Source organism: Vibrio sp. SCSIO 43136, from assembly GCF_023716565.1.
In the GTDB taxonomy this organism is placed as follows: Bacteria; Pseudomonadota; Gammaproteobacteria; order Enterobacterales; family Vibrionaceae; genus Vibrio.
In genome coordinates, this window is record NZ_CP071849.1 from 839446 (window position 1) to 860932 (window position 21487).

Below are 21487 nucleotides of genomic sequence, written 5' to 3' on the forward strand. Positions count from 1 at the left end.
CAAATAGATGCACTAAACCGTTAGATGGAATTAATACTTTGAACAAAGCTGTCATCCTCGCTGGTGGTTCACTTCTGGCACTTCTTTCTACGGCTACTTTCGCACAAAGCGAACTTGACGATAGCCATTACCGAGCGCTAGCGATTAAAGTCGGTGCTTCTAGACTTAAAACAGATATCACTCGTGACAAAGACTTCCAACTAAATGGACGTGCGCTGTCGATTGATTACACATCAGAAAAGAATCATTGGACGAGCAATAAGGACCTTTATATCGGTTTCTTGGCATCGCTGGATATCCACTATCACTCTAAAAAGAAATCTGATACCGACGTGCTGTATCAAGTCGAAGAAGTCAGTACAGTCACTTTCAACTTAGCACCTAAAATCAGCTATATGTTGACGGATAGAACTGCCTTATATGGATTTGCTGGCGCTTCTTACGCCAACTTAAAAATGCAAGACTTTACTAAAAAGCCCGTCAAAGATAGTGATAAAACATCTGTTTCTGGACTTGGGTACTTGTGGGGTGTAGGTCTCAGATACCAATTACCTAATCGATTTGAATTTAGTGGTGAGTTACGTGGTAACCACAATAACGTCGATGGAAGTATTGGTGATGGCAAATCGGATGTCTATGGTCTATTTGCGGGAATCGGGTATCGCTTCTAAGCCGATTGACTAGAGACCATCTTCAGCTCATGTTGCTCTGTCCAATAGATAATTTCATCGATGGACAGAGCTTTCCCGTTAATATAGCCCTGCACGTAATCACAATTAGCGTGATCTAAAAGGCGTATTAACTCGCTTTGCTCAACCCCCTCAGCAATCACCGTACAGTTCAAGCCATGGGCTAATGAGATTGAACTGGTCACAATCGCATGGTCGGCTTCGCTGATATGCATGCTTGATACGAAAGAGCGGTCTATCTTGATTTGGTCAATCGCCAGTTCGCGAAGTAGGGTTAAAGAAGAATAGCCTGTACCAAAGTCATCAAGACTCACTTTGAATCCCATCACTCTTAATTCATCCAGCACCACTTTGGTGTTGTCGATGTCCTTTAGCATATCGCTCTCTGTCACTTCAAGTACCACTCGAGAGGAATCCAACTGTTCGCTTTCAACCAATTGTTTTAGATTATCCAGCAAATCTCGACTGGTAAGATCGTGAGCAGATAAATTAAGGTGGATGCTGGCATGAATTCCGTGGTTAGCAAAAAGATGCAAATCGAGCATGACCTGAACGACTACCCAATCGGTAATATCGCGGATCAGATGAGAACGCTCCGCAACGGGAATGAACAGGTCAGGAGGTATGAAGCTACCATCAGCTTGTGGCCAACGGATCAATGCCTCGTAACCGTAGAGGGTTTGCTCTTTGGTGTTAACGATAGGTTGGTAGTAGAGTTGAAACTCTTGGTTATGCAGCGCTGAGGTGATCATGGTGGCAATGCGAAGATGTTCTTTGGCTCGATTCTCTAACGCATTCGAGTAAAACGCCATGCCTTGGCCAGTGCGTTTCGCTTCATACATAGCAGAGTCAGCTTGGCGCAGTAACCCATCATGGGTAGAACTAAAGTGGGGGAATAGGCTAACACCAACACTTATCGATACGGGCACCGAGAACTCTTGCAAATCAAAACGAGGACTTAGCTCTTCGATCAATTCTCGATAAAAGTGCTCCACCAACTTGATGTCGTTGGTTTCTAACAGAATGACAAACTCATCACCACCGATACGAGCGAAGAATACTTTTTCTGGCAAAATGTCGGCAAGGCGGTCAGCAATCTGCTTGAGCAATAGATCACCACTTTGATGACCCATTGCATCGTTAACGCTTTTGAAGTTGTTTACATCAAAGAGCATCACACAAAAAGGTTGGTCGTGACGGATGTAGCGCTCTATTTTTTTGCGACAACTGAGGCGATTCGGTAAGCCTGTGAGTGCGTCTAATAGTGCTGCCTTTCTTTCGCGTTCAATCGCAGCTTCGGTATGGTCAAGCGATACTAGCGACGCACGGGTAACAAATAATACAAATAGGCTGCCGCAAAAGAGAATGGTTGCCATCGCTATGTCGAGGTAGGAAGCGCGACTGAGCGTGATTAAATACCCCATGTAAACGGAGTAGCCACCAATAAACAAACCAATGAGCATTAGCATCAGTTGCCAACCCATTTCGTTAGTTTTGCGACAGATTGCTAATGACGGTTTTAACGAGGCGAGTAGGGCGAGAATCCCTAGTAAGACCATCAAATCGGCAAACAGTACCATACGCTTTCTCTTGTTAGTTATAGACGCACTGCATTTGTTCTAACTATAACTGTAGCAAAGACTTGGCGAGGTGAAAGAGGAGAATCTCAACTGTTTTCATAATGAGACAGCTCAAAAAAAGTTGAAACGGTAACGTTTGCTTATGGTGTTTTTATTTTTTGATGGGCAAAAAAAAACCTTTCCTGTCCTAGATCAAAAAAATCCCCATTCTTTTTGTATTATTTCTTAAATAAAGTTGAATCATTCAAAAAATCTTGAATAATAGACCTCAACTTTTGTTGAACACAGTTTTCAACTGACCAATAAGTACCCACAGGAATTGTATCCATGCAAAACGCATACGTACTCGTAATTAACTCTGGTAGTTCTTCACTTAAATTCGCAGTTATCGACTCAAAAACTGGCGATGACGTACTATCAGGTCTTGGAGAGTGTTTTGGTCTTCCAGATTCTCGCATGAGCTGGAAATTTAACGGTGAGAAAACTGAAATCGCTATCGAAGGCGACGACAGCCACCACAAGATTGCAATCAGCAAACTTGTTGGTTTAACGGAAGAGCTTGGCCTACAGAGCGACCTTGTTGCTGTTGGTCACCGTATCGTACACGGTGGTGAGAAATTCACTAAGACAGTTCGTATTGATGAAGAAGTAACGGCTGAAATCGAGAAACTTTCAGACCTTGCTCCTCTACACAACCCAGCTGGTGCTATCGGTATCCGTGCAGCGGTTGAAGCTTTCCCGACACTACCTCAGTTCGCTGTATTTGATACTGCTTTCCACCAAACTATGCCTAAGAAAGCATTTACTGGTGCAATCAGCAACGAACTATATTCTGAGTACGGTATCCGTCGTTACGGCTTCCACGGTACTAGCCATTACTTCGTAAGCCGTGAAGCTGCGAAAATGCTTGATAAGCCAGTAGAAGAATCTAGCTTCATCTCAGTTCACCTAGGTAACGGCGCATCTGTATGTGCAATCGAAAACGGTGAGTCTGTTGATACTTCTATGGGCTTTACTCCTCTAGCTGGCCTAATGATGGGTACTCGTTCTGGTGACCTTGACCCAGGCGTAATCGAGTTCCTAATCAAAAAAGGTTGGTCTGCAGACCGAATCTTTGAAACTCTAAACAAGAAGTCTGGTTTCCTAGGTGTATCTGGTCTAACTTCGGATGCTCGTGGCATCCTAGAAGCGATGGCTGAAGGTCACGAAGGTGCTAAGTTGGCGTTTGAGGTATTTACTTACCGCGTAGCTAAGTACATCGGTTCTTACATGATCCCACTATCTAACCTAGATGCAATCATCTTCACTGGTGGTATTGGTGAAAACGCACTAGACATTCGTCGTGAGATCCTAAACAACCTAAGCCTTCTAGGCTTTGTTGAAGACGAGAAAGCGAACGAAGACGCTCGTTTTGGCGCTTCTGGTGTTATCGCCAAGTCTGAACTGCTAGATGCTGTTGCGATGGTTATCCCAACCAACGAAGAGTTCGTTATCGCATCTCAATCAGTTGCACTTATCTGATCTAAACTTCCAAGCACACTCTTAGATTAGATTTCAGGCCGCCAGCGTTTTGTTGGTGGCCTTTTTTGTGTTTGCACAAAACTAAGAGCGATTTTTTGCGTCAAGATTCGAACGTAGTGAACTCTTCAGGCGTGCTGCACTTCCCATTAATGGTTGACTGAAAAACATGTCGGTGGTTAACGCTCAACTTGAAAACATCAGGTATATGCCTCTCTTGCCACTTAGTTCTGTTACTATAGTGGCAATAATATAAGTGATCTTGCTAAATTTGCTCTTATAAAGGTGAATTGCTTCTATTGCTGTGGTGGGTGTTTTGTCATTAAGTTTTATAGTAACGATGAGTGCGTTATAGTTTGTTACTATAGTAACAATTGCATGCTTATATGCTACTATATTTGCTATTATAGTGGCAATCTTCGAGGGGCTTATGTTATCTCTTCATACTGCCTATGACGTACAGATGGATCTCAAAGAGTTTATCAAATCTGCTCGGAAAAAAGACAAACTCAGCGTTCAAAAGATGGCTGATCTCTCTGGCGTGCCTTATGCGACGATCCGAAAGTTTGAGTCAACAGGCAACATTTCTTTACGCCAATTTCTAATGCTATATGAAACAGTGGCAGATTTGAAAAAAGTGAAAGAGCTGACAAAGTCGTCAGAGCCTGAATTTAGAACGATAGAGGATGTGCTTCGACATGCTTAAGTCAGCCCTAACCGTAAAGCGAACGCTCAGTTCTGGTGAAAAAGTCGTTGTCGGCAGACTCGCTGAAAACAATAAACATAGTTATTTTCAGTTTGATGAGGCTTACTTAAATGTTCATTCGACCTCTTTGGCTCCGTTCAATTTAAAGGCAGATACCAGTCTGCAAGTGGCACCTAGAGCACCACATTACGGTATTCACGGAGTATTTGGAGATAGTCTTCCTGATGGTTGGGGACTTTATCTGATGGACCGTGTATTTAGAAAAAATGGTCATAACCCGAAGGAAATTACTGCCTTAGAGCGCTTGGCTTACCTAGGGGACAGATGCATGGGGGCATTGAGTTATGAGCCTGTGTTAGGTTTACTTGATGAGACCAAGGGATCGATTGATATGATTACACTTGGACGAGCTGCAATTGAAGAGTTTGAAGGTACTGAATCTGCTCTGCTCGAACATTTGATGAAAACTGGTGGATCAGGTGGTGCTAGGCCAAAAATGAACGTCACATGCCTATCTAATGGTGAATATTCGACATTAGATGGTGCAATTGGAACAAAGCTTATCGTAAAGCTGACATCTGAAAAATTTGACCTGAAGCACTCGGAATCTCTTGTTGAATATTGCTATATGCAGATGGCCCGCAATGTCGGTATTGAGGTTCCTAATTTCGATTTAATAGATGCAGGTAACGGACGATTTTGGCTGGAGCAGGAACGATTTGATTGCACAGATCAGGGGGGGCGACTCCACATGATTTCTGCTTGTGGGTTGTTAGATGCACCATTTAGAGAACCTTCATTGGACTATGTGGATTTAGTTAAAGCGACACGCATCATGTGCTGTGTCACTGAGTCTCAGAAGGTAGTCCAGCGCTGTCTGTTTAATTACCTAACAGTGAACCAAGATGATCACAGTAAGAACTTTAGTTTCCTAGCCTCTGACAGTGATAACTGGACGTTATCCCCTTTCTACGACATTGTTTACAGCCCTAATTCATATAAAGAACATATGACAGCATTTAATGGTAATGGCCGAACACCAAAAAGTGCGCTAGATCAGTTAGCCGCTCAATCAGGATTATCTTCAAAGAAGGCGATTATGGTGATGGCAGAGGAAATATTTGAAACAACGCGCTCGTTTAGCCGCGAGGCTAAACATCTGGGTCTGGCTCCTAACTTAATCAAGGAAATTGACAAGGATATGGTGAAAAAATACAAGTCGCTGTAAGCATTACTGCTCAATGGAAGCTGCTTAGTTTCCACGTATTTTCTATTCTTCGAGACACCGTTGTTACCATGGTTACCATGCGGTATTTTACAGGCCGCTAGCGTTTCGTTGGCGGCCTTTTTGTGTTTGGGTGTTAAAAGCTATCTGTTCTTTTTTGCTTCTAGCTTCGATTCGATCTTGGTGATCTCACTAGGAACGCAGCACTTTCCTTTGATGGCTGGTCGAGAAAAAACCACTCCGATAGATAACATCGCCACGCAACTCAGAAAAATCAGTACAGTAAGGATGAGAGTCATAGTATGTCTCCTATATCTATTTGTGCCTTACTGATAGTGGATCACATGACAGTTGTGAACAAGGATAGCTTTGTAACGGATTGTACGTTTTTTGGTCAGAGCATTGAGTGCCCGTGTTACAAAACAATGCTTATTTTAGATTATTAGTCAGTTGCTCACACATCTTCTTAAGAGAGAGCAGCTCATCATCCTGTAATTGAACCTGGCAGCGTAGCTTTTCAGGTACAGACTCAGCTTTATCTTTCAATGCTAGACCTTGCTCGGTCAAAAACATATTTCTAACTCGTTCGTCACTATCACCGCGGCGACGATTGACTAAGCCTTTGCTTTCTAGCCGTTTCATCAATGGGGTTAGGGTGCCCGAGTCTAAGTTCAGTTTTTTGCCTAGTTCCTTGACATTGATTCCGTCCTCGCTCCACAAAACCATCATCGCAAGGTATTGGAGATACGTAAGATCTAACTCATCGAGCAAAGGGCGATATGCTCGCGTCATTGCATTGGTTGCGCTATAGAGCGCAAAACAAATCTGGTTTTCTAACTTAAGATTGTCTGGGGTACAGCTGGTATTAGCCATTCTTTTCTCACGAACAGTAAAACATTGTGCACAATATACTTGCATTTCATTACCAAGTCGATATATTGTGCACAATATTATTTTGCGTAATCATAATGGAGAATTCAATATGTCAGCCCTATACACAACTAAAGCAACAGCCCAGGCAGGTCGTAACGGTCATGTATCTACTGAAGATGGCCTACTGGCAGTAGACCTTGCATATCCAAAAGAAATGGGAGGGGCAGGGAATGCAACCAATCCTGAACAGCTTTTTGCCGCCGGTTACTCAGCGTGTTTTTCTAACGCAATTTTACACGTTGCTCGCGAAGGTAAAGTGGAACTGAAAAATGCGCCAGTTGCAGCAACGGTAGGCATTGGCCCAAATAGTGCGGGTGGCTTCGCTTTGACCGTCAGCCTTGACGTAACACTAGATATGGCACAAGAAAATGCACTAGAGCTGGTTAAAGTGGCTCATCAAGTTTGCCCATACTCGAATGCGGTTAAAGGCAATATTGATGTGAAACTAACAGTCAATGGTGAGCCAGTTTAAATCCGTAAGTTGTTGACGCTAGGCAAGATTAAACTCTGCGCCTAGCGTACATCTAGTCGAAAAAATTCTAGTTTTTAAAAATGTTTGAACCAAATAACATCTTATTCGACTATCTAATGTTGATATGCAATCACTGTGCTATAACTAGATCATAAATAATAAATTCACTTAGTTGACTAGTGTGGCAGATGTTAAGTAGGGCTAAAAAGATATATGAGTATGCAGAGCCTAATTTAACCATCGTAGCTTTGATGGGGATATTCGGTTATCCGCTCTATTACTTAATTTGGCAGATGTTAACGCCGTCCGGGTACGAAAATTTACCTTTAAGGCTATGCTGCGCTGTTTTGCTGCTTCCAATTCTGCTTCGCAAGCAAATGCCGGTCTTTTTCAAAGGCCTCCAGCATGTTTACTACATTGTATCTCTGGGTGTATGTATCCCATTCTTTTTCTCTTTCATGATGCTCATGAACGAATGGTCCATCGTATGGGTGATGTCTTTAATGTCAGGGATCTTCCTGCAGATCTTATTGATTTATGATACACGCATAGTATTTCTTCAAAGTATTGCTGCCTATAGTGCTTCTTACTTTGCTGCCTACTTTTTTGGAGAGGCGGACTTAAGCTTAACGTTAGATTGGACATACTTACCTATACTGGCGTTCACCTATATTTTTGGAACCTTGTTCCACTACCGCAATCAAGCAGAGCACGAATCGAAAGTTTCGTTAGCCAAGTCTTTTGGGGCAGGAATTGCTCATGAAATGCGTAATCCGCTTAGCGCAGTATACAGTTCACTCGAAGTCGTTAAGCACTTGCTACCAGAACGTAACTCTCAGCATCTATCAGATACTTATCAAATCGATGCCACGCAGTTGGATCAAATTAATGTCATCTTGGAAGATTCTCTATCAGTGATAGAGAAGGGTAATGAAACCATCAGTTTGTTGCTTACTTCTATAGATGAGCACAAACTATCGACGGGGACGTTTAAACGCTATCGCTTGGGTGAAAGTCTGGAGCTTGCGATCAACTCTTTCCACTATGTGGGCAAGGCTGATCGTGCCATGATCCATCTTGAGTATCACCACGATGATGACTTTTTTGGCAGTGAAGTTCTGCTTCGATATGTAATTTTCAATTTATTGAAGAACGCTTATTACTACAAGATGAACCCGGATTTCACGATCAATGTGACGCTCTCGATCGAAGATGATCGAAATGTGATCAGCGTTATTGATACTGGACCGGGAATGGATGAAGACACGGTCAAACAGGTATTTGATGACTTTTACACCACAGGTAAAAAAGGTGGCTTCGGCCTAGGTCTTCCGTTTTGTCGTAAAGTGATGCGAGCATTTAATGGAGATATTGAATGCGAAAGTCATATAGGGGTTGGTACTTCGTTCCATCTTGTCTTTCCCAAGTACAACTCGGAGGCTGTTTTCGATATCAAGCAGTCTTTAATTAAAGATAAACAAATTGCATATATCGGCCATAAAAATAGTACCTTGAGCGCCTTGCAGTCGCATGCTTTCTTCTCAGGCTATCAATTAGAGTCAATAGAAGATCTAGCTCGGGTTAATGAATACGAATTCAAGCAAGATGTGTTGCTTATAGATCTTAGTATATATACCGATAAACCAACTCAGTTCTCCGCACTTGAGCGATTGTTGTGCAACTTTGAAGGAAAAATTGTTTATTTGTATTCTGGCAACATACTTGATTGCTTTAAGTTAAATCGCATTTTGCCTTATGAGCTGATGGAGATTAACACCTTTGGTCAGACTCTTGCGGTTAAACTGGACAAGTTATTGTTTGAGGAATCAACCGCAGTTTCGAGAGCCACCACTAAACCTATCCCGCAAGGCAATGTGCTGCCTACCGTACTTATCGTTGATGACAATGCCTCTTTACGTATCTACAGCTCGACACTGTTAGAGCGGCAAGGCTACCGGGTGCTGCAAGCAGAAAATGGTAAAACCGCTTTGCAGTTACTTAAATCCAACCCCGTCAGCATCATTTTGATGGATCTGGAAATGCCAGAGATGGATGGTATTCAAACAACCAAGGCCATTCGTGAACGACAGTACTCTTATGAAGGTAAAGAAATACCTATCATTTGTTTTACTGGGGAAAAGTGTGAAGATACGTTGAAAGCAATCGCTGAAAGCGGTATGAATGACTACATATTAAAGCCTGCTTCTAAAGATGTTCTAATAAATAAAGTATCAACTTGGGTTTAGTTAATTATCTAATAAAATAGGAGCCTTTATTAAGGCTCCTACGGCTTTTACATAACCCCTTCTGATTTCGCTTGGCTACAAATCGTTAAAATATTGTCTATATCCCGATCGGACACACCTGAATTAAGAGATAACCGTATAATAGCTCTATTCTTAGGTGTAGCTGGATGACAAAATACTGACCCAAATAATCCATGTTTCTCGAAATAGTCGCGAACTTGTTCAGTTTTTTCCTCGGTCCCTGTTTCAATAGCTATTATTTGGGACTGACTTTGGACTCGGTATCCGAGTGCTTCCAGACCTTGTTTTAAATGCGTTGCTTGTTTAAATAGCTTGTTTCTTCTCTCGTCGCTGGATTTAATTAAACTTAATGTAGCTTTGAGCGTTTCCAGTTCATGTGGTAGAAGTGCTGAGCTGAAAATAGCGGGTAGTGATGTAAATGGTAACCATCGTTGCATCTTTTCATGGCACAAAATTGCACCTGCTCGATAGGCAAAAGCTTTGGCGAGACTCACAGTGACAAAATCTACTTTGCTTGTTAATCCCAGCTCAGCAACTAGGCCTGAGCCGTGCGGGCCATGGGTTCCAAGAGAGTGGGATTCGTCGACTATAATTGCGCAGCCGTGCAAGTTACCTAATGCGACCACCTCGCGTAGCGGTGATACTGTACCGATTGTGCTGTAAACCGAGTCGACAATAATAATACCAGGCCCATGAAGTTCAAGTAGCTTCTTGAGATGGTGGATTTTGTTGTGCATAAAGGAGTGCACTGGTGCTTTAGCATTCTCAGCACCATGCCATAGCGACATATGTGCGTAGAAGTCGATATATATGGGTGTTGATTCGTTGGCAATGGTGTGCAGTAGTCCAACGTTTGCAGCCCAACCAGATTGAGTAACAATGCAGTTTTCAAAGCCTGTGTATTGGCTCAGTTGATACTCAAAGCTCTCTTCTTCTGCGGTGTATTTCTGCTCAAATACTGCTGACATGACAATTTCATGTTCAGCATTTTCGATCGATTCTAGTTGAGCTTGTTTAATGCTCGGATGATTTGAAACAGCAAGGTAATCGTTACTTCTTAGAACTATATCTGCTTTATTAGGCTCCAACCCGTGCACTAGATGCTGCGCATTACTGCGGCATTCAATGTGTTGATGTAAATAAGTGTCTAAGCGATCACTAATAAAACTTGGCAATGGTTTAGGTAGTGCAGTATTAGTATTCATTTGTATTTACTCATTGTTGAAAATAACTATGAGTCAGCTGACAAACTAGTTATCGAACATATGAACTTAGTTGTCATGAAACAAATACTATTATTTTGCACACCTTATCATTATTGACTATTCTGTATTTAATATTGAGCAGGAGTTCCTAGGCTTTAGGGAGTCCAGTTCGTTGATCTACAAACAAAATGCTATACGATATGAGTTCTATTTTTATACATTTTAAAATAGTTGGTGGATACCCATATCACCATGCCTGTAGCAATCAGCAACTCGATTAGTCCGAAATTGCGTAACCAAAACCATTGAGGAAACTCGGTTTTAAACCACTCTGTAAGGTGGTGGGTTGCTATGGCGCTTATCACCGATGGAAAAGTCACTGCAGCAATGGAAGGTTGAAACCTGAGTCTAAGTAGTGGGATGTAGCAAAGATAAATCAACATGGTCATCGTCATTGCAATGCCCGCAAGAGCCCCAGTTAAGACAGGATCAGGTGAAGAGAAGTTAACCATATATGCCGCTAATGTTAGGTTAATAGGGGCGGCCATAATAGCGAGCGTCGGTTTGGCGCGTCTTGGCAGGCTACCTGCAAACACTAGACGGTATAGAACCAAAGGAAGCATAAAGAAATAGATGGTGATACATGTCATTGCGATGGTTTCGGAAAACTCATTCATTCCTAGTTGCGAACCGGCCAACGAGCTACTGATCATCCCCACCGGGTAGAGAAACCAGCTTGGAACGATATTAGATATCTTGAACGAACGAATTTGGAAGAAAAAGAAGAAACAGAGCATGGTGAAATGCATGCTTAACGCAAGTACCCATAATGGTAAGGCTAGCGTTGGCAAAACGAGCGCCAAATAGTCACATAGTATCAGTACTGCCATGCTGATAGGGGCCATCAAGCTACCGCTTAGAGGGTGGCGAATCTCAGCAATAAATCGAGAATAACTGGTGAAATACCTTAAAATTACGGGCAACAGCAAACAAAAGCCAATAAACGCACATAACGGACGTAGCCAGGTACTAAATCCTTCGTGATATAAACTCCAAGCTTGGCCTAAACCTATGATTCCCAGCGCTAGAGATGACTGGGATAGGGGAACTTGAGGTGTACGGTATTTAGGCAGCCAGTTCAATGTGGGTCCTTGTTTGCGCAAAATTTTAGGTGAACTATAGCGGATCTAGTAAAAAACGCAGTAAAAAACTTAATCTAGTTATGGTTATGTAGAGATTTCTTTCCGATTGGTTTGAAAACATAACTTACATGAAAGTTAACGATTAAGATGAATGAGTTGCTGGTCTTGCACACTAGGTTCTATGACTTCTTCGGCTTAAAGTATAGCGGGTAAGCAACATAATCCCAGTCGTAATTATGGAAATTACTTTTTCAAATATGCAGCTCAAGTAGTAAGAACTGGAAGGAATATCGCTGTGAAGTGGGTTCAAATTCTAGTCATTATTGCTGCACTAACTTGAAATACGGTGCTGTTGTGCCATAGTTAAGCCGTAAGGCAAACATATCTGCAATAAGGAGAGTAAAGGTTGCTTTACCACAATTTGGAAGGAATCTTAGAATAGATATTCAATACCTCGTTTTTAGTTAGGCTCGATGTAGCCCTGATCGCAAACTCACGATATGAGTAACGAGGAGGAAGGCGCGCTTTCATAGTGCGCCTTTTTGTTTGTTGTCAAATTAAAGTTATCACAAGGTCAACACGCCCTAGTTAAGCGACTTGAACCGTTTCTAATCCTAGAGGTTTGGGTTTCGCTAAAAAATACCCTTGGAAATAATCGATATTTAGCGCAAGCATCGCCGAAAATTGTTCTGGTGTTTCAATTCCTTCTATCACAGTGGCCGATGCATGTTGTTGAGCGACTTGTAATGCGTGGTAGAGAGGTTCCACATTCCCTTGCATATACTTCTTTAGCAATCCACGGTCTATTTTAACGATATCCGGTTGAAGGGCTGCAACTCGTTGAGCTGTCGATGCCATGCTCCCGTAGTCGTCAACAGCCACACCAAATCCGTGCTCGCGTAAGTGGTTTGCAGCGCCGACTAGACGGTTTTCATTCAAAGCATGTTGTTCAACGATTTCCATCACTAACTGTTGGTTACTGATTTCTAACTCTTTTAAGCGACGATTGATCAAATCAACGCTTGATGGGTTGCTCGGTGCTGATTCGGTACTTGCAGGAAGCATATTTAAGAACAGCTTTAGATGTGACTTGTTGGATTGGGCAAAATTGCGGATATGCATCGCCCTAGCAAGACGGTCGACATTTATTCGGTCTTGAAGATCATAGCTTTTGGTGTGGAAGAACACATCTGGGGTGATAGGGGTGTTACAGTTTCGTTGATTGATTCTGACTAACGCTTCGTATCCGACGAGTTTGTTATGGCGATCGTAAATGGCTTGAAAACAGCTACTCAGTTTCCAAAGCTTATAATCAATGCTGTATAGACCTTGCTCATCAACAGAAAAGTACTGCTCAAACTGCTCTTGTCGACTAAAAATCATTAAGGTTCGCCATAAAACAAAATGCCAAAAGAACGCTTATTTTACAACTCAAATTAATAAATTACGACCTCTAAGCATCAGATTTTTGTTAATAATGGTAAATGATTTGATATGGACCCAAAAAAGGAGGCGTGCGCCTCCTTTTGACTTATCGTTTGTTTTTAAGATAGCGTTTACGGCGTTCTTCTTTCTTCTTGGCTTTTTCTTCGGCCTTTCTTGCAGTCTCTATTTCAACTTGAACTAGCTCTTCAGTGATCATCTCTGGGTGTTCTAGAGTGATTCGACCTAAAGTGCCATTTCTGAGTTCATGTAGAAGTATTTCAGAGGCTTTATGCAAGTCAACACGACCACCAGCTCTTAGTGCACCACGTTTTGAACCAATCGCTTCCATTAGCTCCAAATCAGACTCTGGCAACTCTTCGATTTGATAACGCTCTTTGAGTTTCTCTGGATAAGCTTTGGCCAAATACTCAACGGTATAAAAAGCAACCTCGTCGTATTCCATTGCCGTGTCTTTTACCGCCCCAGTTGCTGCCAGACGAAAACCACTGTGAGGGTTTTCTACTTTTGGCCACAAGATCCCCGGAGTATCCGATAGCACGATGCCATTTTGTAGGTTAATGCGCTGTTGGCGACGGGTAACGGCCGGTTGGTTACCTGTTTGAGCAATCGTTCGACCAGCAAGGGTATTGATAATGGTAGATTTTCCAACGTTAGGTATGCCCATGATCATGGTACGAATGTTTTTACCAATCTCTTCACGGTGAGGAGCAAGCTTACGGCACAACTCAAGGATCTTATTTACCTCATTTTGGTTGGTCGTAGTAATCGCCATCGCCTTAACGTTGCTTTCTTTCTCAAGATGGTCAATCCAAACTTGGGTCATCTCAGGGTCAGCTAAGTCGCGCTTGTTGAGCACTTTGACCACCGGCTTATCACCACGGATTTGAGAGATCATCGGGTTTTCACTACTAAAAGGGATACGTGCGTCTAGTACTTCGATGATGACATCAATGGTAGGAACGGCTTCTTCGATCTCTTTACGTGCTTTATGCATGTGACCAGGAAACCACTGAATAGTGTTGTTAACCATTTGAAAAATTTACCTTTGGTTTTTGATTTTGCTAGTAATAACCACCTATTTCCGCCTCAAAAACGAACTAAGAGAAAGCAGGGAATATAAAAATGCGAGTTTAACCAGCGTTTGCTGTGATCATAGTAACATTTTATGTAAATTGCTGAAATGCCATAAGGGATTAGTCTTTCAGACTCGGGCTATCACTATTATTTAAAGAGCTTGCTTTATCGCAAAGACAAGGAGGTAATAAATACTGTGTAAATTGTCACCAACGTCAGGGCTGGACTAGCAATTAAATGAGAAAAAGTCACATTTAAGGGTGTGCGCCACCGTAAACTGCTGCTACTATTGAGCGAAATAGTCGGGGGGCAAATGCAACTTATTGTATTTGCTGAGATCGATTTCGAGACCCGTTGAACCTGATTCAGTTAGCACTGACGTAGGGAACTATTAGCATCACCAAGCCTAGAGTGTATTTATACCGCTGCGCCTGCAGTGTTGTCGCACGTATTTAGGCTTGGGTCGTTATGGTTTTCTATGTCTGAAAGAAATGGAAAACCACATGACGCAACACTCTACTCTTCGTACTCCTATCGTTCTTACCATTGCAGGATCAGACAGTGGCGGCGGCGCTGGCATTCAAGCCGATATTAAGGCGATTTCTGCGACTGGCAGCTATGCGTGCTCAGTTATCACTGCAATTACTTCTCAAAATACTCAAGGCGTTTCTGCCATTTTTCCTATTGCCTTGGACCACGTGGCAAGCCAACTAGATGCGGTGTTTACCGATCTCAACGTTGTTGCAGTAAAGATCGGAATGCTAGCTGACTCTAATATCATCAAAGTGGTCGCAGATAAAATTCGCCTGTACCAGCCAAACTATCTCGTGGTTGACCCAGTGATGGTTGCGACAAGTGGTGATTTGCTTCTTGAACAGGCAGCGATTAGCACTCTCAAGCAAGAATTGCTGCCTCTTGCAGATATCATCACTCCCAATTTACCCGAAGGTGCGGCTTTGACGGGCTTGCCAGTCCCTAACAGCGAATCTGAAATGCAGGAGATGATTTCTGATTTGCGAGCACTTGGTGCTACGGCGGTGTTATTAAAAGGCGGCCATTTAGATAAGGACGAAAACAGTAATGATCTATTGATTACGTCTGATTCAGCAACCTTAGTTAGCGCCAAACGAGTGGCAACCAAAAATACCCACGGCACGGGCTGCACGCTTTCCTCGGCGATTGCTTCTTATCTGGCTCATGGCAATCCTATCGACCAGGCAGTATCGCTGGGTAAATCTTATATTTCTCAAGCGATAGCTCATGCAGACGAGCTTGAGGTGGGCAAAGGGCACGGCCCAGTAAATCACTTCTTCAAAGGTCATGCCGATGTCCGCTAACTCGGTTTCGATAGAAATCAGCGATGGGTATTTGCGCTACCAAAATTCAAATATCGCCACCCTAGAGGGATTGAATCTAAAGCTAGACTCCGGCCAATGGACAGTGCTGCTTGGTCGCAGCGGCTGTGGCAAAACCACGATCTTACGTTATCTAGCGGGTCTACTTGAAGGGCAAGTGCATTGGCAGGGGCAATTATCTACTTGTGATCAACTTCCTGTAGATGATCGCATTGCGTATATGGCGCAGCAAGACCTGTTACTGCCGTGGCTCAGCGTGATAGACAATGTTTGTCTTGGAGAGCGTTTTAGTGCGTCTGCGAATCTCGACGCTAGATCCCAAGCTACTCAACTGATTGAGCTCGTGGGCTTGTCTGAATACCTAGAAGCTACACCAGACAAATTGTCAGGAGGGATGCGTCAGCGGGTTGCTTTAGCGAGAACGCTAATGCAGAACAAGCCAGTTGTGTTAATGGATGAACCTTTTTCAGCGCTTGATGCAGTCAATCGTCATAAATTACAAACACTTGCACATCAGCTACTCAAAGACAAAACCGTAGTGTTGATCACGCATGATCCCCAAGAAGCGGTTCGACTAGCAGACAGATTGTATGTGTTAGAAGGCATGCCAGCTAAGGCAGGATCTATCAGTGTGCCTTCAAGTCAAACGCCAAGAAAACTCAGCGAAGAAACCGCTCATTTACAACAGCAGATTTTAGAAGTGTTGGAGCGTGACCATGAATGACTTGGCTGAACACCAAACGCTTACAAGCAAGACAGTTTCACAGCCTCTAACAAAAGGCTTTAATCAATCGTTAGTTCGGTTAGTTGTCAGTTGTGTAGTCATTCTAGGCCTGTGGCAGGGCTGTGTAGTGATGTTTGAGCTGCCAAGTTTTATATTGCCAGCGCCTCTAGAGGTGTTTAGCAAACTGATAGAGCGACAAGAGGTATTGCTTAAGCACACATGGGTGACTGCGCAGGAGATCTTACTTGGTCTGGCTTTGGGCTTATCAATGGGGCTGCTTTTTGCACTACAGATGTTGTTATTTGAACCGCTTAAACGATGGCTTCTACCCATTTTGATTGCCAGTCAAGCCGTACCTGTGTTTGCAATCGCTCCCGTATTGATGCTTTGGCTTGGATATGGCATCGCTTCGAAAGTGGTGATGGCGGCAATCATTATTTTCTTTCCTGTAACCACTTGCTGTTACGACGGCTTGCGCAACACCCCAACAGGTTATCTTGATCTGGCTAAAACCATGGGGGCCACCAAGTGGCAGAGACTACGTCACATCCAACTACCCGCTTCTTTGCCAACTTTAGCTTCAGGCATACGGGTTGCAGTGGTCGTCGCACCTATAGGTGCTGTTGTTGGAGAGTGGGTTGGCTCCAGCGAGGGGTTGGGGTATCTGATGCTGCAAGCCAATGCACGAATGATCATCGATGAAATGTTTGCGGCGCTGTTTATTTTGGCGCTGCTGTCCGTTTCGCTTTATTACCTGACAGACATACTTCTTAAAAAGCTGATCCCATGGGAAAACAGCTAATTAACTACAATAAACAGCCTTATAGGAAATCGAAAAATGAAAAAAGGAACGATCGCTACAGCGCTCGCCATTGCAGTGACGACATTTACAACCAATGCCGTTGCACAAGAGAAAGTCACCTTGATGCTTGATTGGTTTGTTAATCCAAATCACGGACCGATTGTGATTGCTAAAGAGCGTGGCTACTTTAAACAGCAAGGGATCGAAGTTGAGATCCAAGAACCTGCTGACCCAAGTACACCAGCCAAGCTGGTGGCTGCTGGTCGTGTGGATTTGGCGGTGTCATATCAGCCGAGTTTGACTATGGACGTTGCTCAGGGTTTACCCTTGGTTCGCGCTGCAACTCTTATTGCAACGCCATTAAACACATTGATGGTGCTAGACAATGGCAAGAATGGTTCACTAGCCGATCTAAAAGGCAAAAAGATTGGTATCGCAATCGCAGGTAACGAAGAAGCCACGATTGGCACTATGCTGGCGCAGGAAAACGTTGAGTTCACTGATGTAGAAACTATCAATGTTGGCTGGGCGCTATCTTCGTCTTTGGCATCTGGTAAGGTTGACGCCATTTGGGGCGGATTACGAAACTTTGAAACCAACCAGTTGGCGTTAGAAGGTTATAAAGCTAAAGCCTTCTTCCCAGAAGAGCACGGTGTACCAGCATATGATGAGCTAGTGTTTGTTGCCAATGCCAAATCGCACGATGTGAAGACACTTAAAGCATTTAATAAAGCACTAGAGCAAGCAACCACCTACATCGTCAATCATCCACAGGCTTCTTGGAATGAGTTTGTCGCATATTCACCAGATACGCTTAACAATGAATTGAATCAGCGAGCATGGAATGACACTTTAACCCGCTTTGCGTTGCGTCCTTCAGCGGTTGACTTGAAGCGTTACGACGACTACGCCCAGTTCATGTACGACAAGGGCATCATTAAGAGCCTGCCAAAAGCTAAAGACTACGTGCCATCATTTGATTAAGGCGAGGAAGAATGAAGTATCAAGACCTGATTAATGCCTGTGAGCAAGACTGGCAAGACTACACCGAGCATACTTTTGTAAAGCAACTAGCTATTGGTAGCTTAGAGCAGCCTTGTTTTTTGCATTACCTTAAACAAGATTTCTTGTTTCTTAAGCAATACGCTCGCGCTTACGCTTTGGCTATCTACAAAGCCAAAACACTAGCGGATATGCGCAAGGCACTACCAAGTGTTCACGCTCTGCTGGATTCTGAAATTGCGCATCACGTCAGCTATTGCGGTCAGTGGGGTTTGACGGAGACGGACTTGGAAGCCGAGCAAGAAGACTTTGGTACGGTCGCTTATACGCGTTATGTGCTCGACGCTGGAATGACCGGTGATCTTGTTGATCTTTATACCGCACTGGCGCCATGTTCCATCGGTTATGCCGTTATCGGAAAAGCACTTAAAGAGAGTGAAGCGACGATACTTGAAGGCAACCCTTACCGCAGTTGGATTGAACTCTACGGTGGTGAAGAATTCCAAACAGGTGCAATGGAAAGTGCAGAGTATTTCAACAAGCTGCTAGAAGAAATCGATATCAATAGCGAACGTGGTCAGCATCTGTGCCATATCTTCAAGACAGCGACACGAATGGAAGTGGCGTTTTGGCAACAAGGTCTTGATGTACAAAGTTAATATCATTGAAAGTACACCTAAGGGTTTACCTTATTGGTAAGCCCTTTTTTTGTCGTGGTTTCATTGTTTATTAGAGTAGGCGGGGTAAAATCACGACCATGTATAGTGTTTTAGCAGATTGAGATAGATGGCAAGACCAAATAAGAAAGGGCCGAGTAAAACCGTTGATATCTCTTGTGCTAGATGTAATGCCAAGCTGTATAAGTACCGAAAAGGTGGAAAAGGCGCATTAGTGAAGTGTTTTGTCGAACGTATTGTAGAAGACTACACAGAATCGCCCTGCAGATGCCCAAGTTGCGAAGGGGTATTTGCTCGTGAAACCTTGATAAGAGGTGTGCCAGCATTCAAAATTATTGGCGGCAAAGTAAGGATGAAATGAGCAATGAGTGAAACGAGCTTTTGTACTGTATTGTCGACATACTGTGATGATGAGGTTGGGAAAACTATCATAGATAGTTTGTTAAATAAAAAGCTGGCCGCTTGTATTCAGGTTATGCCGATCCAAAGTCACTATCTTTGGCAGGGCGAGATTTGCCAAGATTCAGAGAAGTTGATGATTATTAAAACCACGCATGTGCTTTATGAAAGTGTGGAAGCCGAAATTGTTGCACTGCACGACTACGAAACACCTCAAGTCGTGCAGTTGCCAATTACTAATGGATTAGAAGCCTATTTGCAGTGGTTGTCAGATTCGACGAGCCGCTAGACTATCTCTGTTTACCCAAAAAAGTGCTAGAGAGGCGATAGCGCCTAAGGTATCGCACAGCATGTCGCGCTGGGCATCCCATATGTCGCCTTGAGAGCCAAGGAATGCGATGCCTTCGTCACCACCGGCTAAATCCGCATACCACCATTCAATAATTTCATAGCCAGCTGCAACACTCATCATAGCAAACAGACCGAAGAGGGCAGACAGTATCGCATTGCTGTAACCCTTACGGTAAACAAACTCAGCGATTGGGTAGGCATAAAATCCAATCGAAAAATGGGCGACGCGATCATAGTGATTTCTCTGCGCACCAATTAAATCATTAAACCAGTCAAACGGCACTTCGGCGAAAGTATATCTGGCCCCAATGGTATGCATAATTAGCCATACAAACATTAAAAGGTACGCAGTGTTAGAGAATCGAAACTTGCTGTGTGTCGTAATGATTAGTATGAATACGGCAACAACTGGGATGATTTCTGCCGTCCATACTGCCCAAGAGGCAGGGTTTATCATCGAGAATATAAGAGTTGCGATATAAACAAGGCTCAGAGAGCTAAGAGTTGGGTTAGTGCGCAAAGATGTAAGCATGCTGAATGATTCCATTATCTGACGTAATGGAAGTAGTATGCATTATAATAAAACAGTGTTCAATTATTAAATTGAACACTGTTCATTTGTGTGAGTTGGTACCCAGTAACGTGCAACATAGCTTTGAAATTCGTGTGAATAGATCACCTTATCTAGCTTTCCACCATTGGCTTCGATCACTTTTCGAGAAGCAATGTTATCTTCATCGGCTGAAATTAAAGCACTTTGGATGTTTCGCTCATTCGCAATCTGCAACGCATGTTCAAGCATTAAGGTACCAAAGCCCTGTCTTCTGTAGGAGGGTGCTACGTCATAGCCAATATGGCCGCAAACATTCTTAAGGATAGGTGTGTCGATATTGTGACGAATGCGGATCACGCCGACGATCTCGCCAAGATCATTGATAAACCAGCGATGGCTGCAAGGCACATGTTCTGGTTTTAGAAACTTGCCAGCTTCCTCATCGATTAAACTCTGTATATAACGACTGTAACTACGAATGGCACCAGAGTAGAACTCAGCATTTTCCGGATCATTGTCGAGCAGGTCATGATAGAAGCGAAGAAATTGATTTTTATATTCTTTACAAGGTCTTATTAGTCTCATTGTTGTTTCCTATAAAGATTTTTCCCTACAGGATAACCACACTTTGAGCCCAGTGACAAACCCATTTCTGTGACATGCTGCTCTTTAACAGTGATGACAAAATTCAATTTTTGTCGTTGAATTGAGTTAAGCCACAGAGAAAAGAGTAGTTATGCCCGATTCACAAGTTATACATAGCCATGATCCCCACCTAGAAAATCCGCTACTGTGGCCAATTTTGGAAGTGCTTAAGCGTAAGAATTCTGGCTGGAAGGTACATACCATGTGTACTCATCTGGCAGAACTTGGGTTGATCCCTTTTCTTGATGCTTCGCCAGAAAAGGATCTGTTTAAGCGCAATTTTTTGATCATGAACGGTTTATATCAACTTCAAGAAGTGCTTTATCCAGAGTATTGGGTGCAAGTTCAGGCCATGGATATTCAGCTATTTAATGCCGTTGAGGCGAGTCATCACAGCATTGATCTTGATGATCCACTCAGGGACTATTACACCGATTGGCATAACTATGAAGCAGAAAGCGGAGAAGTGAAGCGTCTTCTCAATGAGTTTTGGACTCGTTATAAGGAATTTGTCGGTTCAACCAATGGCTCCGATATGACTCGACTTAAAGCCCTAAAGCTATTTGAACTTGATGAGTCTGCAACTAAGGCTGAAATTCGTAAACAGTGGCGACGTATGGCGCTGAAATGGCATCCTGATAGAGAAGGTGGGAGCCCAGAGAAATTTAGAGTGATGTGCGAAGCATGGAACCTTCTGCGAGAATAAATTGAGCCCAAAACAA

The 21487-nt window shown here is 43.2% G+C and carries 21 protein-coding genes, 1 pseudogene and 1 riboswitch; of the genes and pseudogenes, 14 read left to right on the plus strand and 8 right to left on the minus strand.

The window, feature by feature from the left end; translation table 11 throughout:
- Positions 1-38: 38 nt before the first annotated feature.
- Positions 39-671, plus strand: a complete 633-nt coding sequence (locus J4N39_RS18620) for an outer membrane protein (RefSeq protein ID WP_252026718.1) — start codon at positions 39-41, stop codon at positions 669-671.
- Here the strand turns inward: J4N39_RS18620 and J4N39_RS18625 are convergent.
- Positions 668-2269, minus strand: a complete 1602-nt coding sequence (locus J4N39_RS18625) for a putative bifunctional diguanylate cyclase/phosphodiesterase (RefSeq protein ID WP_252026720.1) — start codon at positions 2267-2269, stop codon at positions 668-670. The two genes, J4N39_RS18620 and J4N39_RS18625, sit on opposite strands and share 4 nt — an antisense overlap.
- Before the next feature lie 327 nt (positions 2270-2596).
- Between J4N39_RS18625 and J4N39_RS18630 the strand changes: the two genes are divergently transcribed.
- The 3 genes from J4N39_RS18630 to J4N39_RS18640 all read left to right on the plus strand — a co-directional run bounded on the left by J4N39_RS18630 (position 2597) and on the right by J4N39_RS18640 (position 5721).
- The gene (locus J4N39_RS18630) at positions 2597-3790 is read left to right on the plus strand and encodes an acetate/propionate family kinase (protein WP_252026722.1); all 1194 of its coding nucleotides are present in this window, start codon (positions 2597-2599) and stop codon (positions 3788-3790) included.
- Between the two features lie 427 nt (positions 3791-4217).
- Entirely contained in the window at positions 4218-4493 is a 276-nt protein-coding gene (locus J4N39_RS18635) for a helix-turn-helix domain-containing protein (RefSeq protein ID WP_252026724.1), read from the plus strand.
- Positions 4486-5721, plus strand: coding sequence for a type II toxin-antitoxin system HipA family toxin (locus tag J4N39_RS18640; RefSeq protein ID WP_252026726.1), 1236 nt, complete (start codon positions 4486-4488; stop codon positions 5719-5721). Before J4N39_RS18635 ends, J4N39_RS18640 begins: the two co-directional genes overlap by 8 nt.
- Positions 5722-6147: 426 nt before the next feature.
- Here the strand turns inward: J4N39_RS18640 and ohrR are convergent, their stop codons facing one another.
- Entirely contained in the window at positions 6148-6591 is a 444-nt protein-coding gene (ohrR, locus tag J4N39_RS18645; protein WP_252026728.1) for a transcriptional regulator OhrR, read from the minus strand.
- 109 nt (positions 6592-6700) lie between these two features.
- Here ohrR and ohr point away from each other — a divergent pair, with 109 nt between their 5' ends.
- Both ohr and J4N39_RS18655 read left to right on the plus strand, forming a co-directional pair.
- A complete protein-coding gene (gene ohr, locus J4N39_RS18650; protein ID WP_252026730.1) occupies positions 6701-7123 on the plus strand; it encodes an organic hydroperoxide reductase Ohr in 423 nt (140 codons plus the stop codon).
- 188 nt (positions 7124-7311) lie between these two features.
- Entirely contained in the window at positions 7312-9369 is a 2058-nt protein-coding gene (locus J4N39_RS18655; protein ID WP_252026953.1) for an ATP-binding response regulator, read from the plus strand.
- Between the two features lie 47 nt (positions 9370-9416).
- Here J4N39_RS18655 and cqsA read toward each other — a convergent pair whose 3' ends face one another.
- The 4 genes from cqsA to ylqF form a co-directional block, all read right to left on the minus strand.
- A complete protein-coding gene (gene cqsA, locus J4N39_RS18660; RefSeq protein WP_252026732.1) occupies positions 9417-10595 on the minus strand; it encodes an alpha-hydroxyketone-type quorum-sensing autoinducer synthase in 1179 nt (392 codons plus the stop codon).
- Between the two features lie 191 nt (positions 10596-10786).
- The gene (locus J4N39_RS18665; protein WP_252026734.1) at positions 10787-11737 is read right to left on the minus strand and encodes a TDT family transporter; all 951 of its coding nucleotides are present in this window, start codon (positions 11735-11737) and stop codon (positions 10787-10789) included.
- A gap of 588 nt (positions 11738-12325) precedes the next feature.
- On the minus strand, positions 12326-13120 hold the full coding sequence (locus J4N39_RS18670) for an EAL domain-containing protein (RefSeq protein WP_252026737.1): 795 nt from the start codon (positions 13118-13120) through the stop codon (positions 12326-12328).
- Between the two features lie 148 nt (positions 13121-13268).
- Positions 13269-14213, minus strand: coding sequence for a ribosome biogenesis GTPase YlqF (gene ylqF, locus J4N39_RS18675; protein ID WP_252026739.1), 945 nt, complete (start codon positions 14211-14213; stop codon positions 13269-13271).
- Between the two features lie 337 nt (positions 14214-14550).
- A riboswitch (TPP riboswitch) is annotated at positions 14551-14661 on the plus strand.
- 87 nt (positions 14662-14748) lie between these two features.
- Between ylqF and thiD the strand changes: the two genes are divergently transcribed.
- From thiD to cutA, 7 genes and pseudogenes are all read left to right on the plus strand, one after another.
- Positions 14749-15594 (plus strand): bifunctional hydroxymethylpyrimidine kinase/phosphomethylpyrimidine kinase, encoded by an 846-nt coding sequence (gene thiD / locus J4N39_RS18680; protein WP_503064165.1) that lies wholly within the window; start codon positions 14749-14751, stop codon positions 15592-15594.
- The gene (locus J4N39_RS18685) at positions 15584-16336 is read left to right on the plus strand and encodes an ABC transporter ATP-binding protein (RefSeq protein ID WP_252026744.1); all 753 of its coding nucleotides are present in this window, start codon (positions 15584-15586) and stop codon (positions 16334-16336) included. Before thiD ends, J4N39_RS18685 begins: the two co-directional genes overlap by 11 nt.
- Positions 16337-16412: 76 nt before the next feature.
- Positions 16413-17138: pseudogene (locus tag J4N39_RS18690) on the plus strand (ABC transporter permease); the annotation flags it as partial.
- Positions 17139-17174: 36 nt separating this feature from the next.
- Complete coding sequence (locus J4N39_RS18695) at positions 17175-18122, plus strand: ABC transporter substrate-binding protein (RefSeq protein ID WP_252026748.1); 948 nt, start codon at positions 17175-17177, stop codon at positions 18120-18122.
- A gap of 11 nt (positions 18123-18133) precedes the next feature.
- Positions 18134-18799, plus strand: a complete 666-nt coding sequence (gene tenA / locus J4N39_RS18700; RefSeq protein WP_252026750.1) for a thiaminase II — start codon at positions 18134-18136, stop codon at positions 18797-18799.
- A 127-nt stretch (positions 18800-18926) separates the two neighbouring features.
- Positions 18927-19178, plus strand: coding sequence for a hypothetical protein (locus J4N39_RS18705; RefSeq protein WP_252026752.1), 252 nt, complete (start codon positions 18927-18929; stop codon positions 19176-19178).
- 3 nt (positions 19179-19181) lie between these two features.
- Positions 19182-19505, plus strand: coding sequence for a divalent-cation tolerance protein CutA (gene cutA / locus J4N39_RS18710; RefSeq protein ID WP_252026754.1), 324 nt, complete (start codon positions 19182-19184; stop codon positions 19503-19505).
- Here cutA and J4N39_RS18715 read toward each other — a convergent pair.
- Entirely contained in the window at positions 19485-20099 is a 615-nt protein-coding gene (locus J4N39_RS18715; RefSeq protein WP_252026756.1) for a DUF2238 domain-containing protein, read from the minus strand. The two genes, cutA and J4N39_RS18715, sit on opposite strands and share 21 nt — an antisense overlap.
- Positions 20100-20165: 66 nt before the next feature.
- Positions 20166-20705 (minus strand): GNAT family N-acetyltransferase, encoded by a 540-nt coding sequence (locus tag J4N39_RS18720; protein ID WP_252026758.1) that lies wholly within the window; start codon positions 20703-20705, stop codon positions 20166-20168.
- Positions 20706-20856: 151 nt separating this feature from the next.
- Between J4N39_RS18720 and J4N39_RS18725 the strand changes: the two genes are divergently transcribed.
- Positions 20857-21471, plus strand: a complete 615-nt coding sequence (locus J4N39_RS18725; RefSeq protein ID WP_252026761.1) for a DNA-J related domain-containing protein — start codon at positions 20857-20859, stop codon at positions 21469-21471.
- Positions 21472-21487: the final 16 nt, after the last annotated feature.